This is a genomic window from Leucobacter sp. CX87 (assembly GCF_018682295.1).
In the GTDB taxonomy this organism is placed as follows: domain Bacteria; phylum Actinomycetota; class Actinomycetes; order Actinomycetales; family Microbacteriaceae; genus Cx-87.
This window is the reverse complement of record NZ_JAFIRI010000006.1, coordinates 148,057-165,335: the sequence shown is the minus strand read 5'-3', so window position 1 is coordinate 165,335 and position 17,279 is coordinate 148,057. Positions and strand designations below refer to the sequence as shown.

Below are 17,279 nucleotides of genomic sequence, written 5' to 3'. Positions count from 1 at the left end.
AGTATCCCGAGTTAGAGACTGCGAGATGTCAGACCTTGATGGTGAAGGTGGTCTTCTCGGCAAGCCTCGGTTTGAATGCATGAAGTTCGTATCCAATGCTTCCTACATGAAGAAGCCGGATGCTCCGTTCAAGAATGCCCAGTCCATCTTCAGTTCAGCGTCCTCTTTCCGAAGTCGCAGCAACTCGAGCCGCTCGGGCTCCGCCCCTCGACTGGTTCGATCTCGTAGCCGGTCTCGAAAGGCGGCACTCAATGGTCCAGCGAGACCTCGTTGATTCTGAGTTCCTGTACGACGGTGGCAGTTGCCCTGCCTGTAGTGGTGACTAGCTCCACATCTTCGTCCTGGCACTAAGAAGTAAACTCCCGACGTTATTCTTGCCAAAGTGAAAATTCTTACTTGTGAGGCGCCCTTTCGCGACGGTCAAAGCAATGAAACGAGGCTCCGTCCGTGCTTATGCCTCAACAAGAAGGGCCCATTGCGGAAATACGAACTCATTCCTTAGGTCGGCAATATCGATGGATTTCTGGAGATCTCCACGAATGCTAGACCTGTCAGGAACGAGATGCCTGAGGGCTAACTTAGCATCTATTTAAAATATACGCGAAGGTGCTTGCGAAGCTGGTCATTGCACACGTAGACATAAGTGCCAAGTATTCCGCGTGTGAGTAGTACCGAATAGATGTTTTGCACAAAGCGCCGCAAATCGTGATCTGAATATGTGATCTCGAGCTTCTTGTTGTTCTCGCGACCCTTCTTGTCATGATATTCGGCTCGATTGAATACTGTTTGTCCGAGAGTGGAGTCGAAGTGAAGATCATTCCCAATGATCACTCCGGCGTAGTTCAGGTCGTAGCCCTGCACAGTGTGGATGGACCCAACCTCATCTTCAGACCCAGCAGAGTTTATCCAATCCTTCTGCGTGGAATTCCAGCGGAGTCTTTCGCCATCGATTTCAATGTCGAATTCGCTCTTGTCGTTCCGGCTTCGCCATTCCCACGCGTATCCCGCGACGAGCCGCGAGAGTCCATGCTCTTTGTCCCGTAGAAGAATCTCCTGTCGCATCTCGCCGATATCGTCAAAGAAACGAAGATCGTAACCATCGAATTTCGTGGGCTTTTCAGGAGGGTTGTCGCTCAAGACTGATCGGATGTATCCGACGTAGTCCTGACCCGCGGCGACTCTCATTTGGGACTCAAGCGGATACTTTCTGCCAGTGGCAGTGGCCTCGTGAAGTAACGTGGCCGTTAGCTGTCCGGGAAGATCTGCGGGCCTAACGCTTTGCCCGGTGTCAAGCATCAAGATGACGTGCTTGCTCTGCTTGCGAATCCAGTCGAGTTGAGTCAGTGCGAGATTGTCTTCACCGAAAAGCCGCTGGTTGATTTCTCCGAACTTCTTGTTCTGAGGACCTGAGGCCTGATTCGCTCGATGGTTTAGACGGTGAGCTTCGTCAACGAGGAGGAGATCGAACGGCTCGTCACTCTCGCCGACTTGGAACGGGGTGAGGACCATTTCTCGGTGCAGTCCAGGCGTGAGTTTGAAGACGCGAGCAATTGACTCGCGAAGCGACTGCTGAGGAACAACTATTCCGATTCGAAGCGTTTTGAGTAGCTCCGGGTGGCCTGCAGCAAAGAAGTCGCTGAAGAGGGAATCGTCATCGATCGGGTCAATAGGATCGTGAGTCCGGATGTCTTCGAGAAGTTTGAGCAGGTAGATCGCGACGACAGTCTTGCCAGTTCCCGGTGCGCCCTGAACGATTGAGAAGCTTGGTTTGTCGTTCGCCAGGTCTTCGAACAGACCCTCCAAAATGTCTTCTACGGCGACCGCTTGATCGTGATTCAGTGCTTTGAAGGGAGAAAGCTTGAAGAGGTCGCTGTTGATGATTTCAGGAACGGATCTCTGAAAGAGGCCCTCGTTAAGCCGCAGCGTCTCGAAGACCTCCTCGAAGACGCTCTGGTAGCCACTCTTGTCGAAGTAGTTCGCATCGGTGATACCAGCGTTGTTATTGAGTACACGAAGCTTTCCATCGCCGGAAAACATGCGAATGAGGTACGACTCCAGGTCGAGACAAACAGATTTGTTAAAAGTCGGATCGAGAATGACTCGAACCCATTTTAACTGGCGCTTGGCCTCAGAATCGAGATGCTGGCGAATTCTGCCGGCTGCATTGAGGGACTCGCCGACGTACACCTCATTGCCGCTATTCAATACATAAACGACAGGCCAGTTTCGATGACTGGGATCAGCAGCTCCCCAGACCCGTATGTCGTCTTGCTTGAAGCGAAGGCTTTCGAGCCTAAAGCTTGTCGTACTTGACACTTCGACCTCGAGCCTTATTTACCGCGTACTTCTTTCGAGTTATTGCGAGTTTCTCCAGGACTATGGATTCCGGGTCGAGACCAAGCCGATCTGCGAGGAGAAAACAATAGGTCAGCACGTCAGCGAGCTCGTACTTGGCCGCGTCGAGATCCGCATCGTTCCATTGGAAACACTCGAGGAGTTCCGCTGATTCGATGCTGATGCTCTTGGCAAGATTCTCCGGAGTGTGAAATTGCTCCCACTCGCGTTCCTGAACGAACTGACGGAGCGTCTCTCTCACTGGCGTACTCTGCATACTTTCAAGCTATCAGGCGCATTGCGCGTGTTGCCACTATGCAAAGTTCCTTTGCATGAATTCCCCAACCTCCCGCATCCCAGCAAACACCGCATCCCGCCTATCGGCCCCCGATTCCCGGTTCGCGATTACTGAGTAGGCGACTCTCCGGTCGCGGCTCATCACCAGGCCCACATCGGCGCGGACGTTCGAGTTCGTGCCCGTCTGTGTTCCACGGCCAGACGTCGCGGTCAAAGGCTTAGCGGGCGAGCGAGTCGAGGTTGAATGCCGAGGCGACCATCGACATGTCCATGCCGGCACCCAGCCAGCGCCGGAACAAGTCGGACGACGCGGGAGAGAGATCCTGCTCGTGAGGCAGACGCGAGACGAAGCCAGACCAGCTCGGTCGCATTCGCATTCGCATTCGTATGCGACTGCGTGGCCGACTTGCCCGGGGGTATCGGCCCGCGGACGACGTCTTCCAAAGCAGATGACGAGTAGCCAGGGTCGAGTGTGTGCTGCTGCACGGCGGGCAAGCCGAGCACGCAGCACAGCGTGTTCGTCGCTGCGTTGTCGCTGAACGCCCCGATGAACGCCGCGATGTCGTACAGCGGCAGCGTGTTCGTCTGCAGCAGGTGCCAGATACCCGACTCGTCCATGTGCTCGACCGGGCGCCGCGTCACCATCTCTTCGAGCGACCGCGTGCCCGCGTCGACCTCGGTGAGCAGCTTGTGCAGCAGGAAGATTTTGCCGACGCTCGCCGTGTCGAGCACCCGGCCTGGGGTCTGCGACAGCAGCACCTCGCCCGTGTCAATGTCGGTGACGAGCGCCGACCAATGGGTTCCATGCGCTTCGGTGAATGCGATGGTCGGGAGGTCCCTTTGGTGTTGGTCTGCTCCTCAAGCGAGTTTGCGCGATGATTCTCGCGCAGCCGCCCCAGATATGTGTGCTGTCGCATGAGCGCGGAGCGAAGCGGATAGGCCCCAGCGCTGCGCAATAGATCCGCTTCGGTCGCGATTTTCGAAACCGCCTCTCCGAAGCTAAGTAATTGTGGTAATCGCTAGGGGTCACAACGAGGGTGCGCGGCTAATTGCCAAGTTGAGCGTAGAGGCTGGTTAGATCAGTGCGGGAGCAGAGACGCTGGGGCGGCTGACCAGGTAGACCCATCACGAGTAGTGCGGATGGGGGCTCAATTCTCTCGGAAGATCCGCCGGAGAATATATTGATTGCTTGCACTGTAGTGGTTAAGGGGTTGACCTTCTGAAGTCTGTCACCTAGCTCCGCATAGCCAAGGACATGACCGACTGTTGCTGTCTCAACAATGCCGCCGTATTGCAGCAGGCTATGTGCGAACCATCGCGCAACAGCGTTGGTGGTGATCAACATGTGGCCGCTGTCGGTGCTAACTGGGGTCTGGGAGAAGTTGCTATCCGACACGAGACCAAGGAACTCCTTGATGTCGTCTTCTGATGACAGAACCCGCGGCTTGCCACGGTCGACAAGTGCGTCGACGAGGAGTGGAGGGCGGAGCACGAGGAGGCGAAGCTTCTCAATGGCCTCGACCGTGTCATCCCTGGGGTCCGCGATCGGCTGGTTGTGGCGATAGCGGCTATGCACGATGGCGTTCCGAAGTTTGCCGAAAGCCTTCAGCGCATCTTTTTGCTGGGGGATTAGAGCATCAGAGTCGTCGACAAGTTCGACAAATCTGTCCCACCTATTGTTGGGCAGTCGTCTATTTTGCTGCCGGGCGAGCTCTTCTTCAACGTCGGCGAAGGCGTTAAGGAAGCTCTGCGCATTTGTCTCTTCCTCTGGCATGGATTACCTTTCAGACTAATTTCGGTCATAAGTGCTTGTGAGCCTATCCTTGGAAATTTATCGAGACGGTGTGATAGTTTCGATTACACGTTCAAGAGTCGTAGCCGTAGGTACCTGGCCGGTTACGCGACAACCCGAATCCATCGATTCCCGGGTGTCCCAGGGGAAGAACGGGCCCACGAAATATCGTGGTGCAAGATTCGATGGGGCTCTGCCCCAGAGAGGGGCGTCTGAAGATGTCCATTTCAAGTTCCTTGCGTGACAGTGAAGTTTTTTGGTGGGAACACCTAGGGCTTCGACCTAGCTCACCCGGCATGACAGCCAACCCTCGCGGTAGAGGCGATCGCGGCATCGATGTCTTGCATCGGCATGAGCCGGTGTCCTTCGTCTCTCGAACGGGTGACGCTGAGCAGTTGACGGTTGAACAGCTCCGCGCTCGGATTGCTGAAGCTGAGCGACAGTATGAATATGAAGCCAAGCAAGCTAGGGCGCTCGCTGCTGAGCAGCGGCGTAGCCTCGGCCGGGAGAAGATCGAAGCAGCGTACATGTCAATGGATGCAGGCAAGGCTATTACTGAAGGGCGGTGGGCAGGTTTCACCCAATCGGACGCGACCGCGTGGTGCTGGAATTTCTTTCAGTGCGAGCCGCGTGGCTTCGTCCATCCGGGGTCTGAACTGCGGATTCGGTCGATGATGCAGCTCGAAGCAGGCGGTCTGCCGGAAGTCTTTGGATACCCAGAACGGGCGCGTGCTCTTGAAGAACTTGGGCTCACTCCCAGGGCATATCGCCAGCACAAAGAAGCACTGTGTGCGCCGACCTTTAGCGACGCAGATGTGATGCACAAGTAACTGACGACTCGTTCATGGCGGCGGCCGACCCTTCCATCGACGGAAGCGGATCGGTCGCAGTCAGCCGTCCGACCCGCGCCGAAATTCGAGCTCACCTCCAATGCTTCACTCCCAGGGCGCCAGCCCGTGGTGATCATCGTCAAGAGCGTAGGTGAGGGACGCTACTGCTGAGTGCTGTGGGCAACGTCGTGTCACTTGTGCTTGGAGAGAGCCGAAAAGAATGCCGAAGGGTTTCCCCAACCTCTCGCATCCCCGCCAACACCGCGTCCCGCCCGTCGGCCCCCGAATCCCAGTTCGCGAGCACGGCGTAGGCGATCCGCCGCTTGCGCCCCATCACCAGGCCAATATCGGCACGCACATTCGAGATCGTGCCCGTCTTGTTCCAGAGCCAGATGTCGCGGTCGAACGTGTAGTGGGCGAGCGGGTCGAGGTTGAACGCCGAGGCCACCATCGAGAGGTCCATGCCGGCGCCGAGCCAGCGTTGCATCAGGTCGGACGACGCAGGGGAGAGATCCTGCTCAAGCGCCAGCCGCGAGACGAAGCGCACCAGCTCTGTCGCGTTCGCGTGCGACAGCGTTGACGGCTTGCCCGGCGGGATAGGCCAGCGCACCACGTCGTCGAGCGCCGACTCGGTGTAGCCGAGATCTCGCGTATGTTGCTGCACGGCGGGCAGGCCCAGCACGCGGCAGAGCGTGTTCGTCGCGGCGTTGTCGCTGAACGCCCCGATGAACGCCGCGATGTCGTGCAGCGGCAGCGTGCTCGTCTGCAGCAGGTGCCAGATGCCCGACTCGTCCATGTGCTCGACCGGGCGCCGCGTCACCATCTCTTCGAGTGACCGGGTGCCCGCGTCGACCTCGGTGAGCAGCTTGTGCAGCAGGAAGATCTTGCCGACGCTCGCTGTGTCGAGTACCCGGTCGGGGGTCTGCGAGAGCAGTACCTCGCCCGTGTCGATGTCGGTGACGAGCACCGACCACTGAGTGCCGTTTTCCTCGGTGAATGCGATGGTCATGGAGCTCCCTTGCTCTCGGTGGGTGGGGTGGGCGCCGGCGGCGCGTCCGCCCGATGGATCTCGCGCAGCACTTGCAGCAGCGATTGTGTCAGCAGGTGGGGCGCGGTAGGGGCGACGAGCGCCCAGACGCTGCGCGACAGATGTACGTCGGGCACGTTCAGCACCACGGCATCGGCCGGCACAGCGTTCAGCGCCGCCCGCGGCACGTACGCCCCCGCGATGCCCGAGCCCGCGAGCCGCAGCGACACCGCGAAGTCGTCGGCCCGCGCCACGATCTGCGGGCGCAGCCCGTGTGCGGCGAACAGGCTCTCGATGATCACGCTGTCGCTAGACCCGGTGTGGTGCAGCACCCACGGCCGGCCGGCGAGCGCCTCGACCGGGACCTGCGGCGAGTGGTGCAGCCCCCACGAGCGCGGCACGACGAAGAGATAGGGATCCTCGCCGACCGCCACGCTCTGCAGCGTCTTGGGCCAGCTGAGCCCCGTGTTTTCGACGCGGTAGACGACCGACACGTCGATGTCCTCCCCGTCGACGAGCGCCTTCACACTGAGCGACGGGTCGCGCACGCTGAGCCGCAGCCGCGAGCTGTGCCCGTCGGCCCCCGTGAGCTGGGCCAGGAATGGGCTGAGCGCGTGCACGAGGCTGGGATAGACGCTCAGCCGCAGCTCCTCGACGCTCTCGCCCGACGCGCTCTTTGCCGCGTTCACCGCCTCCTGGATCGCCTCGAGCTCGGCGAGCACCGTGGTCGAGCGCTGCGCCATGAGCTGCGCCGCGACCGTCGGCCGCACGCTTCTGGCCGTGCGCTCGAAGAGGGCGACACCGGCGCTCGCCTCGAGCGCCGCCATCTGCTGCGACACCGCCGACGGCGTGTACCCCAGGCGGTTCGCGGCCGCGACGAACGAGCCCTGCTCGATCACGACGACGAGCGTGCGCAGGTGCGAGGGGTTGAGCATGCGGCCTCCACGTCTCTGGGGCGGGCGAATGGGGTGGGCAAGATAGGCGAGCATCACCCACCGTAGGGCGAAAGCACCGAGCAACAGCGTTGCTTACGCTGATGGTGCCACACTCGGTGCCCCGGCGCTAGCGTTTCGCGCGGCCGCCGCCATACCCTGAAGGCGACACAGTGGTCCGCTCGCAAGCGACGGCCACCGCCATCTACCGGTAAGGGAAGCTAATGCGAAGCGTGCTGTACGTCCACCCGAACATTCGCTCGCTCGACGCGAGCGAGTCGGTGCACGGCGCCATGCTCGTCACGGACGGCCGCATCGCGGCCCTCGGTACCCCCGTAGATCTCGCCGCCCGGGCCACCCCCGGCACCGAGACGATCGAGCTGCCGGGCGAGGTCGTGCTGCCCGGCTTCCACGACGCCCACATCCACACCGGCAATCTCGCCCGCGAGATTGGGGCGCCCGACCTCCGCGGCCTCGCGAGCCTCGATGACGCCCTCGGGGTGCTGCGCGACTACGCGACCGCGAACCCCGGCGATACCTGGGTGCTCGGCGGGCGCTGGGACCGAAACGCCTGGCAGGGTCGCCCCGAGCCGACCCGCCACCACCTCGACCAGATCTTCGGCGCCCGCCCCGTGGCGCTGCCGAGCGTCGACGGCCACTCGGTGTGGGCGAACACGGCCGGCCTGCGCGCCGCGGGCATCACCGCGGGCAGCGGGGATCCTGTCGGCGGTCGCATTGCCCGCGAGGCCGGCGGTACCGAGCCCTCGGGCCTGCTTTTCGAGAGCGCGATGGACGAGATTCGCGAGCTGTCCGAGGCCGCGATCGCGGCGGACCTGCACCTGTACCTGCGCGAGGCGCACCGGCGCCTGCTCGCCACCGGCATCACCCACGTCACGAACTTCGAGGGGGAGGACGTGCGCGCCGCGTACACCCGCCTCCGGCAGGACGGCGAGCTCGGCCTGCGCGCCCACCTCGGCCTCTCGATGGACGCGCTCGACCTCGCTATCGGCGAGGGGCGCCGGACGGGCGACGGCGACGAGTGGATCACGACCGGCCCCGTCAAGCTGTTCTCGGACGGCGCCCTCGGCTCGCACACCGCGCACCTGCATCACGCGTTCGAGGGTGACCCGGGCAATCAGGGCATCGAGGTGATCCCGTTTGCCCAGCTCTGCGAGCTCGTCGACCGGGCCGTAACGCACGGCATCGCGGTCGCGACCCACGCCATCGGCGACCGCGCGAACACCCTCGTGCTCGACGCCTACGAGCGGGCGCACGCGCAGACCCGGGCCGCGGGCCTCACGAACCGCATCGAGCACGCGCAGCACCTGCACTGGGCGGATGTGCCGCGCTTTACCGAACTCGGCGTCGTCGCCTCGATGCAGCCCATTCACTGCACGAGTGACTTCCCGCTGAGCGTCGAGTTGCTCGGCGACCGCGACATCGCGCACTACCCGTGGCGGTCGCTCATCGACGCGGGCGCGCTCGTCGCGTTCGGCTCGGACGCCCCCGTTGAACCCGAGAACCCGCTGTTCGGCGTGCACGCCGCGGTCACCCGCATGCGGCGGGATGGCGTGCCGCCCGGCGGGCGCGAGCCCGAGCAGCGCGTCAGCCTGACCGAGGCCCTGCGGGGCTTCACCTCGGCGCCCGCGCGGGCGGCGGGCCTCGGCCCCGAATTCGGGCGGCTCGCGGTCGGTGCGCACGCCGACTTCGTCGCGCTCTCGCAGGATCCCTACGCCGTCGACCCCAGCGAAATCGCGGGGCTGTCGGTCGCCCTGACGGCGGTCGCCGGCGACGTCGTCCACACCGCCTGAAGCACCCCAGTCGTTTTCACACGCAGTCATTCCACACCAACGCAGTCAAAGGAGACACACTATGGAAAAGCACACGAAGGTCCGCGCACTCGCCGGCATCTTGAGCCTCGGGTTCGCCGTCGCGGGCCTCACCGCCTGCGGCGGGCAGTCGCTCTCAGACACGGGTGACTCGGCCGCGGCCGACACGAAGGTCGAGTTCATGGTGGTGCCCGAGGAGGAGAAGGCGAAGAGCGTCATCGAGGGGATCGAGCCCTCCGAGACTGCCGCGGCCCTGCTGCCCGACAACTTCAAGTCCGACGGTTTGAACTGGGTCACGTCGGTCGGGTACCCGCCCATGGAGGAGTGGGGCACGAACGGCACCGACATCATCGGCGTTGACCCGGCAATGGCGCACGCCATCTCGCGCAAGCTGGGCGTGAACGCGACCCTCGTCGACCAGGAGTTCAACTCGATGATCCCGGGCCTCATCTCGAAGCGCTACGACGTGCTCGCGAGCTCGATGACCGACAACGCTGAGCGCCGCGAGACGACGACGTTCGTCAACTACGTGAGCGCGGGCAACGCGTTCCTGGTCGGCAAGGGCAACCCCGAGGGCATCGAGGCGCCCGACGACCTGTGCGGCAAGACGGTCGCGGTCGTTGACTCGGGTTCGTCGGCGCTGCTCGCCGACGAGTACTCGAAGGGTTGCACCGATGCCGGGGCCGCGGCCTACGACATCCTGCGCTTCGACGGCGACTCGGCCGCGAACCTCGCGGTGCAGAGCGGCCGCGCCGTCGCGACCATCACCGACTACCCGGTGGCGGCGGCTCGCGCGGCCGACCCGGTGAACGAGATGGACTTCGTCGGCATCGAGGGCGGTGAGAGCCTCTGGGGTCTCGGCATCGACAACGCGAACCCGGAGCTCGCGGAGGCCGTGCAGGCAGCACTCCAGGAGCTCATGGACGACGGCACCTACCTCGAGCTGCTGAAGGCGTGGAACGTCGAGGGCATGGCCATCGACGAGGCCACCATCAACGGCGGCGCGTAACCGCCCCCTGTCACCCCACCCGTCCACCGAATGAAAGGCGCACCATGAGCAGCCGATCACGCACGGTGCCGTTCGAGACCCCCACGGGTGAACGCATCGACATCGCCCCCGCCCTCCACTGGAAGCGGTGGCTGACCGGAGCCGTCGTGCTCGCCCTGGTGCTCTGGGCGATCTCGATCCTGGTGTTCAACCCGAACATTCGGTGGAACCGGGTGGGGGAGTACCTGTTCTCCCCGCGCATCCTCGAGGGCGTGATGGTCACCATCTGGGTGAGCATCGCGGCGACGATCCTGGGCCTCGTGCTCGGCGTTGTGCTCGCCATCATGAAGATCTCGAAGAACCCCGTACTGCGGGTGACCGCGGAGGGCTACATCTGGTTCTTCCGCGGCACCCCGGTGCTCGTGCAGCTGATCTTCTGGTTCAACCTCGCGTTCCTCTTGCCGTACATCACGCTGCAGATCCCGTTCACTCAGATCGGCGTGCGCTGGGACACGAACTCGCTCATCTCGGGCTCGGTCGCGGCCCTGCTCGGCCTCGGGCTCAACCTCGCCGCGTACTTCGCGGAGACGGTGCGCGCCGGCATTCAGGCCGTCGACCAAGGGCAGCGCGAGGCGTCGCTCGCGAGCGGCATGACGAGCGGGCAGACCATGCGCCTCATCGTGCTGCCGCAGGCGATGCGCATCATCATCCCGCCCACCGGCAACGAGTTCATCTCGATGCTCAAGACGACCTCGCTGATCGTGGTCGTCGCGGGCAACGACCTGATGACCAACGCGAGCCGCATCTACAAGCAGAACAACCTCATCATCGAGCTGCTGATCGTCGCGAGCATTTGGTACATGTTCCTCACCGCGATCGCGACCTACCTGCAGTCGCTGCTCGAGAAGCGGTACGGGCAGGATCGCGTCCGCCTCATCCGCGGCGAGGGATTCAGTCAGCGGGTCATTCGCGTCGCCACCGGGGCGATCACCCTGCCGCGGGGGCCGAAGGGCCGGTCGGGGCCGCCTCCCGGCGCAGGCGCCGCGGCGAAGGAAGAAAAGGAGGTCGTGCGATGAGCGAACTATTGGTGGACGCCGCCGGGGTGCGGAAGTCGTTCGGCGCCGCGCAGGTGCTCAAGGGCGTGGACTTCCAGGTGCGCCGGGGCGAGGTGAGCTGCATTATTGGCCCCTCAGGATCCGGCAAGTCGACCTTCCTCCGCACCATCAACGCGCTCGAGTCGATTGACGCGGGCAGCCTGATCGTGCGCGGCGAGCAGGTCGGATACAGCCTGCGCGGCGGCAAGTACCACCCGTGGAACGACAAGGAGATGGCGCGCTTCCGCTCGCACATCGGTATGGTGTTCCAGCGCTTCAACCTCTATGGGCACCTGAGCGCGCAGGAGAACGTGGCGGCGAGCCTGATCCACGTGAAGAAGCTGCCGCAGTCGGTCGCCAACGCCCGGGCGCTCGAGCAGCTCGACCGGGTGGGCCTCGCGGACCACGCGCAGAAGTTGCCGCACCAGCTCTCGGGCGGGCAGCAGCAGCGGGTCGCGATCGCCCGGGCGCTCGCGATGGACCCCGAGCTCATCTTGTTCGACGAGCCGACGAGCGCGCTCGACCCCGAGCTGGTCGACGAGGTGCTCGAGACCATGCGCGGCCTCGCCCGCGACGGCATGACGATGATTGTCGTCACGCACGAGATCGCCTTCGCGAAGGAGGCGGCCGACACGCTGAGCTTCTTCGACGAGGGGCGCGTCATTGAGTCGGGGGCGCCGAGCGCGATCCTCGACGACGCGAGCTCGGTGCGCACGCGGGGCTTCCTGGACCGGGTGCGATGAGCGCGGGGCTGGCGGTGGTGCATCCCGTCATCGGCATCTTGGGCGGGATGGGCCCCGCGGCCACCGCTGACTTTTACGCAAAGATCGTGCGCGCGACGCCCGCGCTGCGTGATCAGGACCACCCGCAGGCGCTGATCTGGTCCGACCCGAGCATTCCCGACCGCACGTCGGCGCTCGCGGGCTCCGGACCGCACCCAGGGCCCCAGCTCGCAGACGGGGCGCGGCGGCTCGAGCGCGGGGGAGCGGGGCTCATTGCCGTCCCCTGCAACACGGCCCACGCGTTCCTCGCCGAGATTCAGGCCGCGGTCGATATTCCGGTGCTGAACATGATCGAGGAGACGCGGGACCGCGTGATCGAGGACGGGCTCGTGCCCGCCCGGAAGATCGCGCTGCTCGCCACCCTCGGCACGGTGCGGGCGCGACTCTACCAGCACGCGTTTGCGCGCAGCGGGGTCGAGGTCGTAGTGCCCGATGCCTCGTTGCAGGAGCGGGTCGCCGAGGCGATCGCGTGCGTGAAGAGCGATGCGGGCGACGCCCGTGCGGGCGAGCTGCTCGCGTCGGTCGTGGCGGCGTTTGCCGCTGACGGGATCGATGCCGTCATCGCCGGGTGCACCGAGCTGCCGATCGCGCTCGCCCAGGTGTCGGCGCTGCCGCTGCGGGTCGTCGACCCGACGCAGGTGCTGGCGGAGGCGGTGGTGCGGGAGGCGTTTGCTGAGGCGGGCGGTTCTCTGGCTGCCAGCGCGGCCGCCGCCGACTCGAATGCTGCTGGTTCGAGCGTTGCAGAGACGAACACCCGGGAAGGGGTGACCGCATGACCGCGAACTCCAGGCCACGCTTGGCCGATCTCGGCATCGGGCCGGGCCCGTTTCCGCGTGGCGAGCTCAACGCAATCACCGACGTCGCCGGGGTCGAGATCGGGCACGCGACGATCGCTGGCCACGAGATCAACAGCGGCGTGACGGCGATCGTGCCGCGCCAGCTCTCGGCCGAGCGGCGCACGCTGCCCGCCGGGCTCGCGGTCGGCAACGGCTACGGCAAGCTGATCGGGGCGACGCAGATTCAGGAGCTGGGGTCGATCGAGACCCCGATCCTGCTCACCAGCACGCTGTCCGCCTTCCGCGCCGCCGACGCCCTCGTGACCGAGGTGCTCGCGCAGCCGTGGCACGTATCGACGACCACATTGAACCCGGTCGTCGGCGAGACGAATGACGGCTTCTTGTCGCACATCCGCGATCGCCCGGTGACAGGGGAGCACGTGCGGGCCGCGCTCGCCGCAGCCACGAGTGGGCCGGTGGCCGAGGGTGCCGTGGGCGCCGGAGCCGGCACGACCGCGCTCGGGTTCAAGGGCGGCATCGGCACGGCGTCGCGCGTCGTCGCCGTCGGGTCACGCTCGGTCACCGTCGGCGTGCTCGTGCAGAGCAACTTCACGGGCCTGCTGCGCATCGCGGGCGTGCCCATGCCGTCCGCTGAGCTCGTGCCCGGGCCGACGGCCGAGACCATCGGCAACTCCTGCATGATCGTCGTCGCGCTCGACGCCCCGTTCGACGGGCGGCAGCTTTCGCGCATCGCGCGCCGCGCGGTCATCGGCATGCGCGGGGTCGGCGCGGACTTCTCGAACGGCAGCGGCGACTACGCGATCGCGTTCACGACGGGCGCGGGGGAGTCCCTCGCCGACGACGACTGCTCGGGGCTCTTCCACGCGACGATGCTCGCGGTCGAGGAGGCGCTGATCAACTCGATCCTGCGGGCCGAGACACGGACCGGGCCCGAGGGGCGCGTGGCGCATGGGATCCCGGTGGATGCGGTGCGGGAGCGGTTGGAGCGGGCGGGGGCGACGGGGCTGGAGTGATGAGCTGACCTGTGGTCGATAGGGTCGCGGAACTCGGCCACGTATGTGCGGGTCAGCTCTTCGGGCACGGTGATCTACCGGGCGCTGCCGCAGGCTCTTACGCCGTGCATCGCCACCCTTCCGCGCTCAGGGTGCGAGGGTATGCTGGCGGAACTGTGTCTCACTCGTCGACGATCTCCCCAGCGCGGCTGCGCCTGGGCGTGGCCAGGCCCTTGTCCGCTGCGCTTCTGCTGCTAGGAAGCGCGGTGCTTGCTCCGTTCTCCCTCCCTCAAGCCGCCTACGCCGAAGGTCCGAGCGTCTTTGCGGCGAATGATCTTCAGATGCTTGCGGCGGCCGACGCCGAGAACTCCGTGACCGATCTCGACCTCTCCCTTGACGTTGAGGAGGCGCCGAAGGTACCGGTCGCGCCCGCTGCGGAATACACACTCGAGCAGTTCATGTTCACCGGGTCGGTGAACTGGGGCGGCTATCGCTTCACGTATTACAGTCAGCAGGTGCTTCCCGGTGGTGGACTTGCGATCTCCGGTCGACACGTGAACGCGGGCGGCTACGTGAGTGACGGCGACGGGTTCATTGTTCTCGCGGGTTCAGCACCCAAGGGTACGGTCTTCGAGACCCCGTTCGGGTACCCCGGAAAGATCTACGATCGCGGCACCGTCGGCAATCACCTCGACGTCTACATCAGGTAGCAATTCAGTTCACCTGGAGCTGGCCCACATGAATGAACGAAGTGTCGTGCGTTCAGCGACGAGCGGTCGATTCGTGAGCCGCGACGCGCTCAAGCAGTCAGTGATTCGTTCGACGCTAGATTCCGCGAAGCTTGAGCGTCGGGAAATTTCGCAGGGCTACATGCGCCCTGCTTTGTCGGCGCTCGCCGCCGCGCTTTGAGTTATTCGAAACCTCTAAGAAGCCCTAGGCGATCTGAATCCGTTCGTCACCGAGCTCGACTTCAATCCGAAGTCGCCCGCCAACGGCCTCGACGTAACGACGAAGCGTATCAACTTGAGCTCGCTCAATATCGCCATGCTCAATGCTGGAAACGCGGTTCTGGCTCACGTGAAGTCGACCTGCGAGTTCGACCTGCGTCAGGTCGGAGGCCTCGCGAAGCTCACGAAGTCGATAGGCGCGAATCTCTTCAAGCATCCGCTTCTTGTGAGCGTCCACGCGCGCACGATCGACGGGACGCTTCGCCAACTGTTCTTCGAGAGTCATGGTATTTTCCTCTTCTTTCGCCTCTCAAGATGTTCGTCAAAACGGTCGTCCGCGATGGGAATGTTCTTTTGGTACCACTTGTTCCAGTTGCCAGATTTATCACCGGCGACCAGCATGATCGCTTGCCGCCCGGGGTCAAACGCAAATAAGATGCGCAGCTCTGACCGACCGCTCGACCCTGGCCGAAGCTCTTTCATGTTCCGATGACGCGAACTGGTCACCGTGTCTACCAGCGGACGGCCCAAGTGTGGACCCCGCGCGGTAAGTAATTCCAAAGCGGCGACAACTTGTTCATAGGACGTGTCATCAAGCGAGGCAAGCCAGCCCTCGACAAGTTCGACATCCACGTCCCACATGCGTCAATAATACAATACTTGGGTTATATAACACAGGGGTGGTATTGAAGAAAAGTGAACGTCAGTTCCGCTCCTCGGGGTCAACTCTGAGCGGCCAGTCCTGGCTGGCTTCGGGTGTTCTGCCAGGATAGCCAGAACATAGGCAAGCGCAAGGAGGGGCTCATCTCGTGACTATAGAGATTTTTCAGATCATTTGGCGCACTGTTTTTCTCCCCAACCTGTTCTGGATGATCCCTGTGCTGGTGCTTTTCATTCTCCTCACGGCCCCACTCCCGGGCCGCGGGCCAGCAAGCCGCAGGCGTGACCCGTGGCGCAGCTTCAAGTTCGGTGTGCGGCGTGAGCTCATGGCGCGGGCGGGGGATCGTTGCGAGGCGGCCGAGTTTGTCGCCTGGGGCCGGTGTTCGAGTCCCGCGACCGACGCCGACCACGTGTACCCGTGGTCAATGGGCGGTCCGACCGTGCTGTCCAACGGCCAGGCGCTCTGCCGCGCACACAACACGTCGAAGAGCTCGATGACTCCGGCCTGGTGGTATCTCCGCGGGCTCGAGCGGCGCCGGGCGCAGTACTTCCCGGGAGGCGCGGATGTGCGGGTGATCGCGCAGATGAGCGACGAGGAGCGGCTTTCCCGCCGGCAACCGAAGCGGGGCTCGCGGCGATCCTGAAAGGCGAGTGGCCGTCGCCATTCCCATTACGTTACGTAATGTGAAACATAATCGGGCGTGATGTTTGCTTCGCGTCCGAGTGCTTCGTAGGGTTGGGCCATTCCCACTCACGAACCCAAGGAGCCCGCAGGTGACTACCGCCGTTGACAGTCTGTTCTCGCTACTTCACGAGACGCCGGACGACGCCAGCCTGCCCGTCCGCAGCGAGGTTTTGGCTCACACTCGCGAGACATATGCCGCACTCTATGAGACCCCGCAGGCGCTGCCCGCGAGCGTCCTCCACGGGCTCGCGACGCTCGTCGCCCGCCAGCAGGGGAGCGAGGCGCTCGCCGAGCACCACGCGCGGCTCGCCGACCCGGCCCTGCTCGCGGACGAGCTGCCCGCCGATTCGAAGCTCCGCACCATCGTCGAGCATGTCGAGCTGATCACGGTCTCGCCGGCCCTCGTCGAGCGCGAAGACCAGCTCACCCTGCAACTCGCCGGCGTCACCGCCGACGAGATCGTGCTGATCAGCCAGGTCGTCGCCTACGAGAGCTACCTGCTACGTGCCGCGCACGGCCTTGAGTTGCTCACCGAGCAGGATCCTGCGCGGTACGAAGGATCGAACCGCCTGACGGTCGCCCACGGGCGCACCCCGGCTGTGCAGTTGCACACCGCCCGCGGGAGCGAGATCCCTGCGCACTTCACCCGCGACGTGCTGGCGTGGGAGCCCTGGGTGCCAGCGGTGCCCGAGGCGGAGCTCACCGCCGAACAGGTCGAGTCATTCGCGGCGAAGGCCACCACCAACTCCGAGTACTTCCGGCTGCTCGCGCGCACGCCCGCGGTGCTGCGCGCCCGCAGCGCCCTCGACAACGCCGTCTTCCTAGGCCGCGACGGGCTGCCTCGCGGGGAGCGCGAGCTCGCGGCGGCCGTCACCAGCAAGGTGAACGACTGCATCTACTGTGCCTCGGTGCACGCTCGGAAGGCCGAGTTCCAGACCAAGCGGGCCGACGACATCGACCGGCTACTCGCGATCGAGCTCGAACGCGACGCCGACTGGGTCGCGGCCGACACCGACGCGCTGGCCGACGGCCAGGACGAGCGCTGGGAGGCGATCGTGCGCTTCGCGGCCCGCCTGTCGGAGCTGCGCCCCTCGGCTACCACAGCGGACATCGAGGCGCTGCGCGATGTCGGGCTGGGCGCCGACGAGATCGCTGACGCGGTCTTCGCCACGGCTTTCTTTGCCTGGGCAAACCGCCTGATGCTGAGCCTCGGCGAGCCCGCGATCCCGGGCACCGAACCCGGCGCGCGCGCCTAGCCCGCCCGCCTCAGCCCCCTCATTCTCGTCTGGCTCC

General features: G+C 64.3%; 19 protein-coding genes and 1 riboswitch. Of the genes, 11 read left to right on the top strand and 8 right to left on the bottom strand.

Annotated elements, in window-relative coordinates; translation table 11 throughout:
- Nucleotides 1-585: 585 nt before the first annotated feature.
- The 4 genes from KOE53_RS10030 to KOE53_RS10015 form a co-directional block, all read right to left on the bottom strand.
- The gene (locus tag KOE53_RS10030; RefSeq protein ID WP_188058364.1) at nucleotides 586-2,316 is read right to left on the bottom strand and encodes a DNA/RNA helicase domain-containing protein; all 1,731 of its coding nucleotides are present in this window, start codon (nucleotides 2,314-2,316) and stop codon (nucleotides 586-588) included.
- Complete coding sequence (locus KOE53_RS10025; RefSeq protein WP_188058363.1) at nucleotides 2,294-2,611, bottom strand: nucleotide pyrophosphohydrolase; 318 nt, start codon at nucleotides 2,609-2,611, stop codon at nucleotides 2,294-2,296. Before KOE53_RS10025 ends, KOE53_RS10030 begins: the two co-directional genes overlap by 23 nt.
- Before the next feature lie 230 nt (nucleotides 2,612-2,841).
- A complete protein-coding gene (locus KOE53_RS10020; protein ID WP_353055632.1) occupies nucleotides 2,842-3,390 on the bottom strand; it encodes a serine hydrolase in 549 nt (182 codons plus the stop codon).
- A 286-nt stretch (nucleotides 3,391-3,676) separates the two neighbouring features.
- On the bottom strand, nucleotides 3,677-4,405 hold the full coding sequence (locus tag KOE53_RS10015) for a hypothetical protein (protein ID WP_188058362.1): 729 nt from the start codon (nucleotides 4,403-4,405) through the stop codon (nucleotides 3,677-3,679).
- A gap of 89 nt (nucleotides 4,406-4,494) precedes the next feature.
- Nucleotides 4,495-4,611, top strand: a riboswitch (SAM riboswitch).
- A 207-nt stretch (nucleotides 4,612-4,818) separates the two neighbouring features.
- Between KOE53_RS10015 and KOE53_RS10010 the strand changes: the two genes are divergently transcribed.
- Complete coding sequence (locus tag KOE53_RS10010) at nucleotides 4,819-5,253, top strand: hypothetical protein (RefSeq protein ID WP_188058361.1); 435 nt, start codon at nucleotides 4,819-4,821, stop codon at nucleotides 5,251-5,253.
- A gap of 139 nt (nucleotides 5,254-5,392) precedes the next feature.
- Here the strand turns inward: KOE53_RS10010 and KOE53_RS10005 are convergent, their stop codons facing one another.
- Nucleotides 5,393-6,262: a serine hydrolase gene (locus KOE53_RS10005; protein WP_188058360.1), complete on the bottom strand. Its 870-nt coding sequence runs from the start codon at nucleotides 6,260-6,262 to the stop codon at nucleotides 5,393-5,395.
- Nucleotides 6,259-7,215: a LysR family transcriptional regulator gene (locus KOE53_RS10000; RefSeq protein WP_188058359.1), complete on the bottom strand. Its 957-nt coding sequence runs from the start codon at nucleotides 7,213-7,215 to the stop codon at nucleotides 6,259-6,261. The genes KOE53_RS10005 and KOE53_RS10000 overlap by 4 nt, the downstream gene beginning before the upstream one ends.
- A 221-nt stretch (nucleotides 7,216-7,436) precedes the next feature.
- Here KOE53_RS10000 and KOE53_RS09995 point away from each other — a divergent pair, with 221 nt between their 5' ends.
- The 8 genes from KOE53_RS09995 (at nucleotide 7,437) to KOE53_RS09960 (ending at nucleotide 14,603) form a co-directional block, all read left to right on the top strand.
- The gene (locus KOE53_RS09995; protein ID WP_188058358.1) at nucleotides 7,437-9,023 is read left to right on the top strand and encodes an amidohydrolase; all 1,587 of its coding nucleotides are present in this window, start codon (nucleotides 7,437-7,439) and stop codon (nucleotides 9,021-9,023) included.
- 61 nt (nucleotides 9,024-9,084) lie between these two features.
- The gene (locus KOE53_RS09990; protein WP_188058357.1) at nucleotides 9,085-10,050 is read left to right on the top strand and encodes an ABC transporter substrate-binding protein; all 966 of its coding nucleotides are present in this window, start codon (nucleotides 9,085-9,087) and stop codon (nucleotides 10,048-10,050) included.
- A 44-nt stretch (nucleotides 10,051-10,094) separates the two neighbouring features.
- Complete coding sequence (locus KOE53_RS09985) at nucleotides 10,095-11,105, top strand: amino acid ABC transporter permease (protein WP_188044543.1); 1,011 nt, start codon at nucleotides 10,095-10,097, stop codon at nucleotides 11,103-11,105.
- Nucleotides 11,102-11,866 (top strand): amino acid ABC transporter ATP-binding protein, encoded by a 765-nt coding sequence (locus KOE53_RS09980; RefSeq protein WP_188058356.1) that lies wholly within the window; start codon nucleotides 11,102-11,104, stop codon nucleotides 11,864-11,866. The genes KOE53_RS09985 and KOE53_RS09980 overlap by 4 nt, the downstream gene beginning before the upstream one ends.
- Nucleotides 11,863-12,681 carry a cysteate racemase gene (gene cuyB, locus KOE53_RS09975; protein ID WP_188058355.1) on the top strand — a complete coding sequence of 273 codons (819 nt, stop codon included), beginning with the start codon at nucleotides 11,863-11,865 and terminating at the stop codon, nucleotides 12,679-12,681. The genes KOE53_RS09980 and cuyB overlap by 4 nt, the downstream gene beginning before the upstream one ends.
- On the top strand, nucleotides 12,678-13,715 hold the full coding sequence (locus KOE53_RS09970) for a P1 family peptidase (protein ID WP_188058354.1): 1,038 nt from the start codon (nucleotides 12,678-12,680) through the stop codon (nucleotides 13,713-13,715). Before cuyB ends, KOE53_RS09970 begins: the two co-directional genes overlap by 4 nt.
- A gap of 245 nt (nucleotides 13,716-13,960) precedes the next feature.
- Nucleotides 13,961-14,404 carry a hypothetical protein gene (locus KOE53_RS09965; RefSeq protein ID WP_188058353.1) on the top strand — a complete coding sequence of 148 codons (444 nt, stop codon included), beginning with the start codon at nucleotides 13,961-13,963 and terminating at the stop codon, nucleotides 14,402-14,404.
- Nucleotides 14,405-14,432: 28 nt separating this feature from the next.
- Nucleotides 14,433-14,603: a hypothetical protein gene (locus KOE53_RS09960; RefSeq protein ID WP_188058352.1), complete on the top strand. Its 171-nt coding sequence runs from the start codon at nucleotides 14,433-14,435 to the stop codon at nucleotides 14,601-14,603.
- 24 nt (nucleotides 14,604-14,627) lie between these two features.
- Here the strand turns inward: KOE53_RS09960 and KOE53_RS09955 are convergent, their stop codons facing one another.
- A complete protein-coding gene (locus KOE53_RS09955) occupies nucleotides 14,628-14,927 on the bottom strand; it encodes a helix-turn-helix domain-containing protein (protein ID WP_188058351.1) in 300 nt (99 codons plus the stop codon).
- Entirely contained in the window at nucleotides 14,924-15,283 is a 360-nt protein-coding gene (locus KOE53_RS09950; protein ID WP_188058350.1) for a type II toxin-antitoxin system RelE/ParE family toxin, read from the bottom strand. The genes KOE53_RS09955 and KOE53_RS09950 overlap by 4 nt, the downstream gene beginning before the upstream one ends.
- Nucleotides 15,284-15,450: 167 nt before the next feature.
- On the opposite strand from KOE53_RS09950, the gene KOE53_RS13870 reads away from it, so the two are divergent.
- On the top strand, nucleotides 15,451-15,945 hold the full coding sequence (locus KOE53_RS13870; RefSeq protein ID WP_188058349.1) for an HNH endonuclease: 495 nt from the start codon (nucleotides 15,451-15,453) through the stop codon (nucleotides 15,943-15,945).
- A gap of 130 nt (nucleotides 15,946-16,075) precedes the next feature.
- On the top strand, nucleotides 16,076-17,242 hold the full coding sequence (locus tag KOE53_RS09940; RefSeq protein ID WP_188058348.1) for a peroxidase-related enzyme: 1,167 nt from the start codon (nucleotides 16,076-16,078) through the stop codon (nucleotides 17,240-17,242).
- Nucleotides 17,243-17,279: the final 37 nt, after the last annotated feature.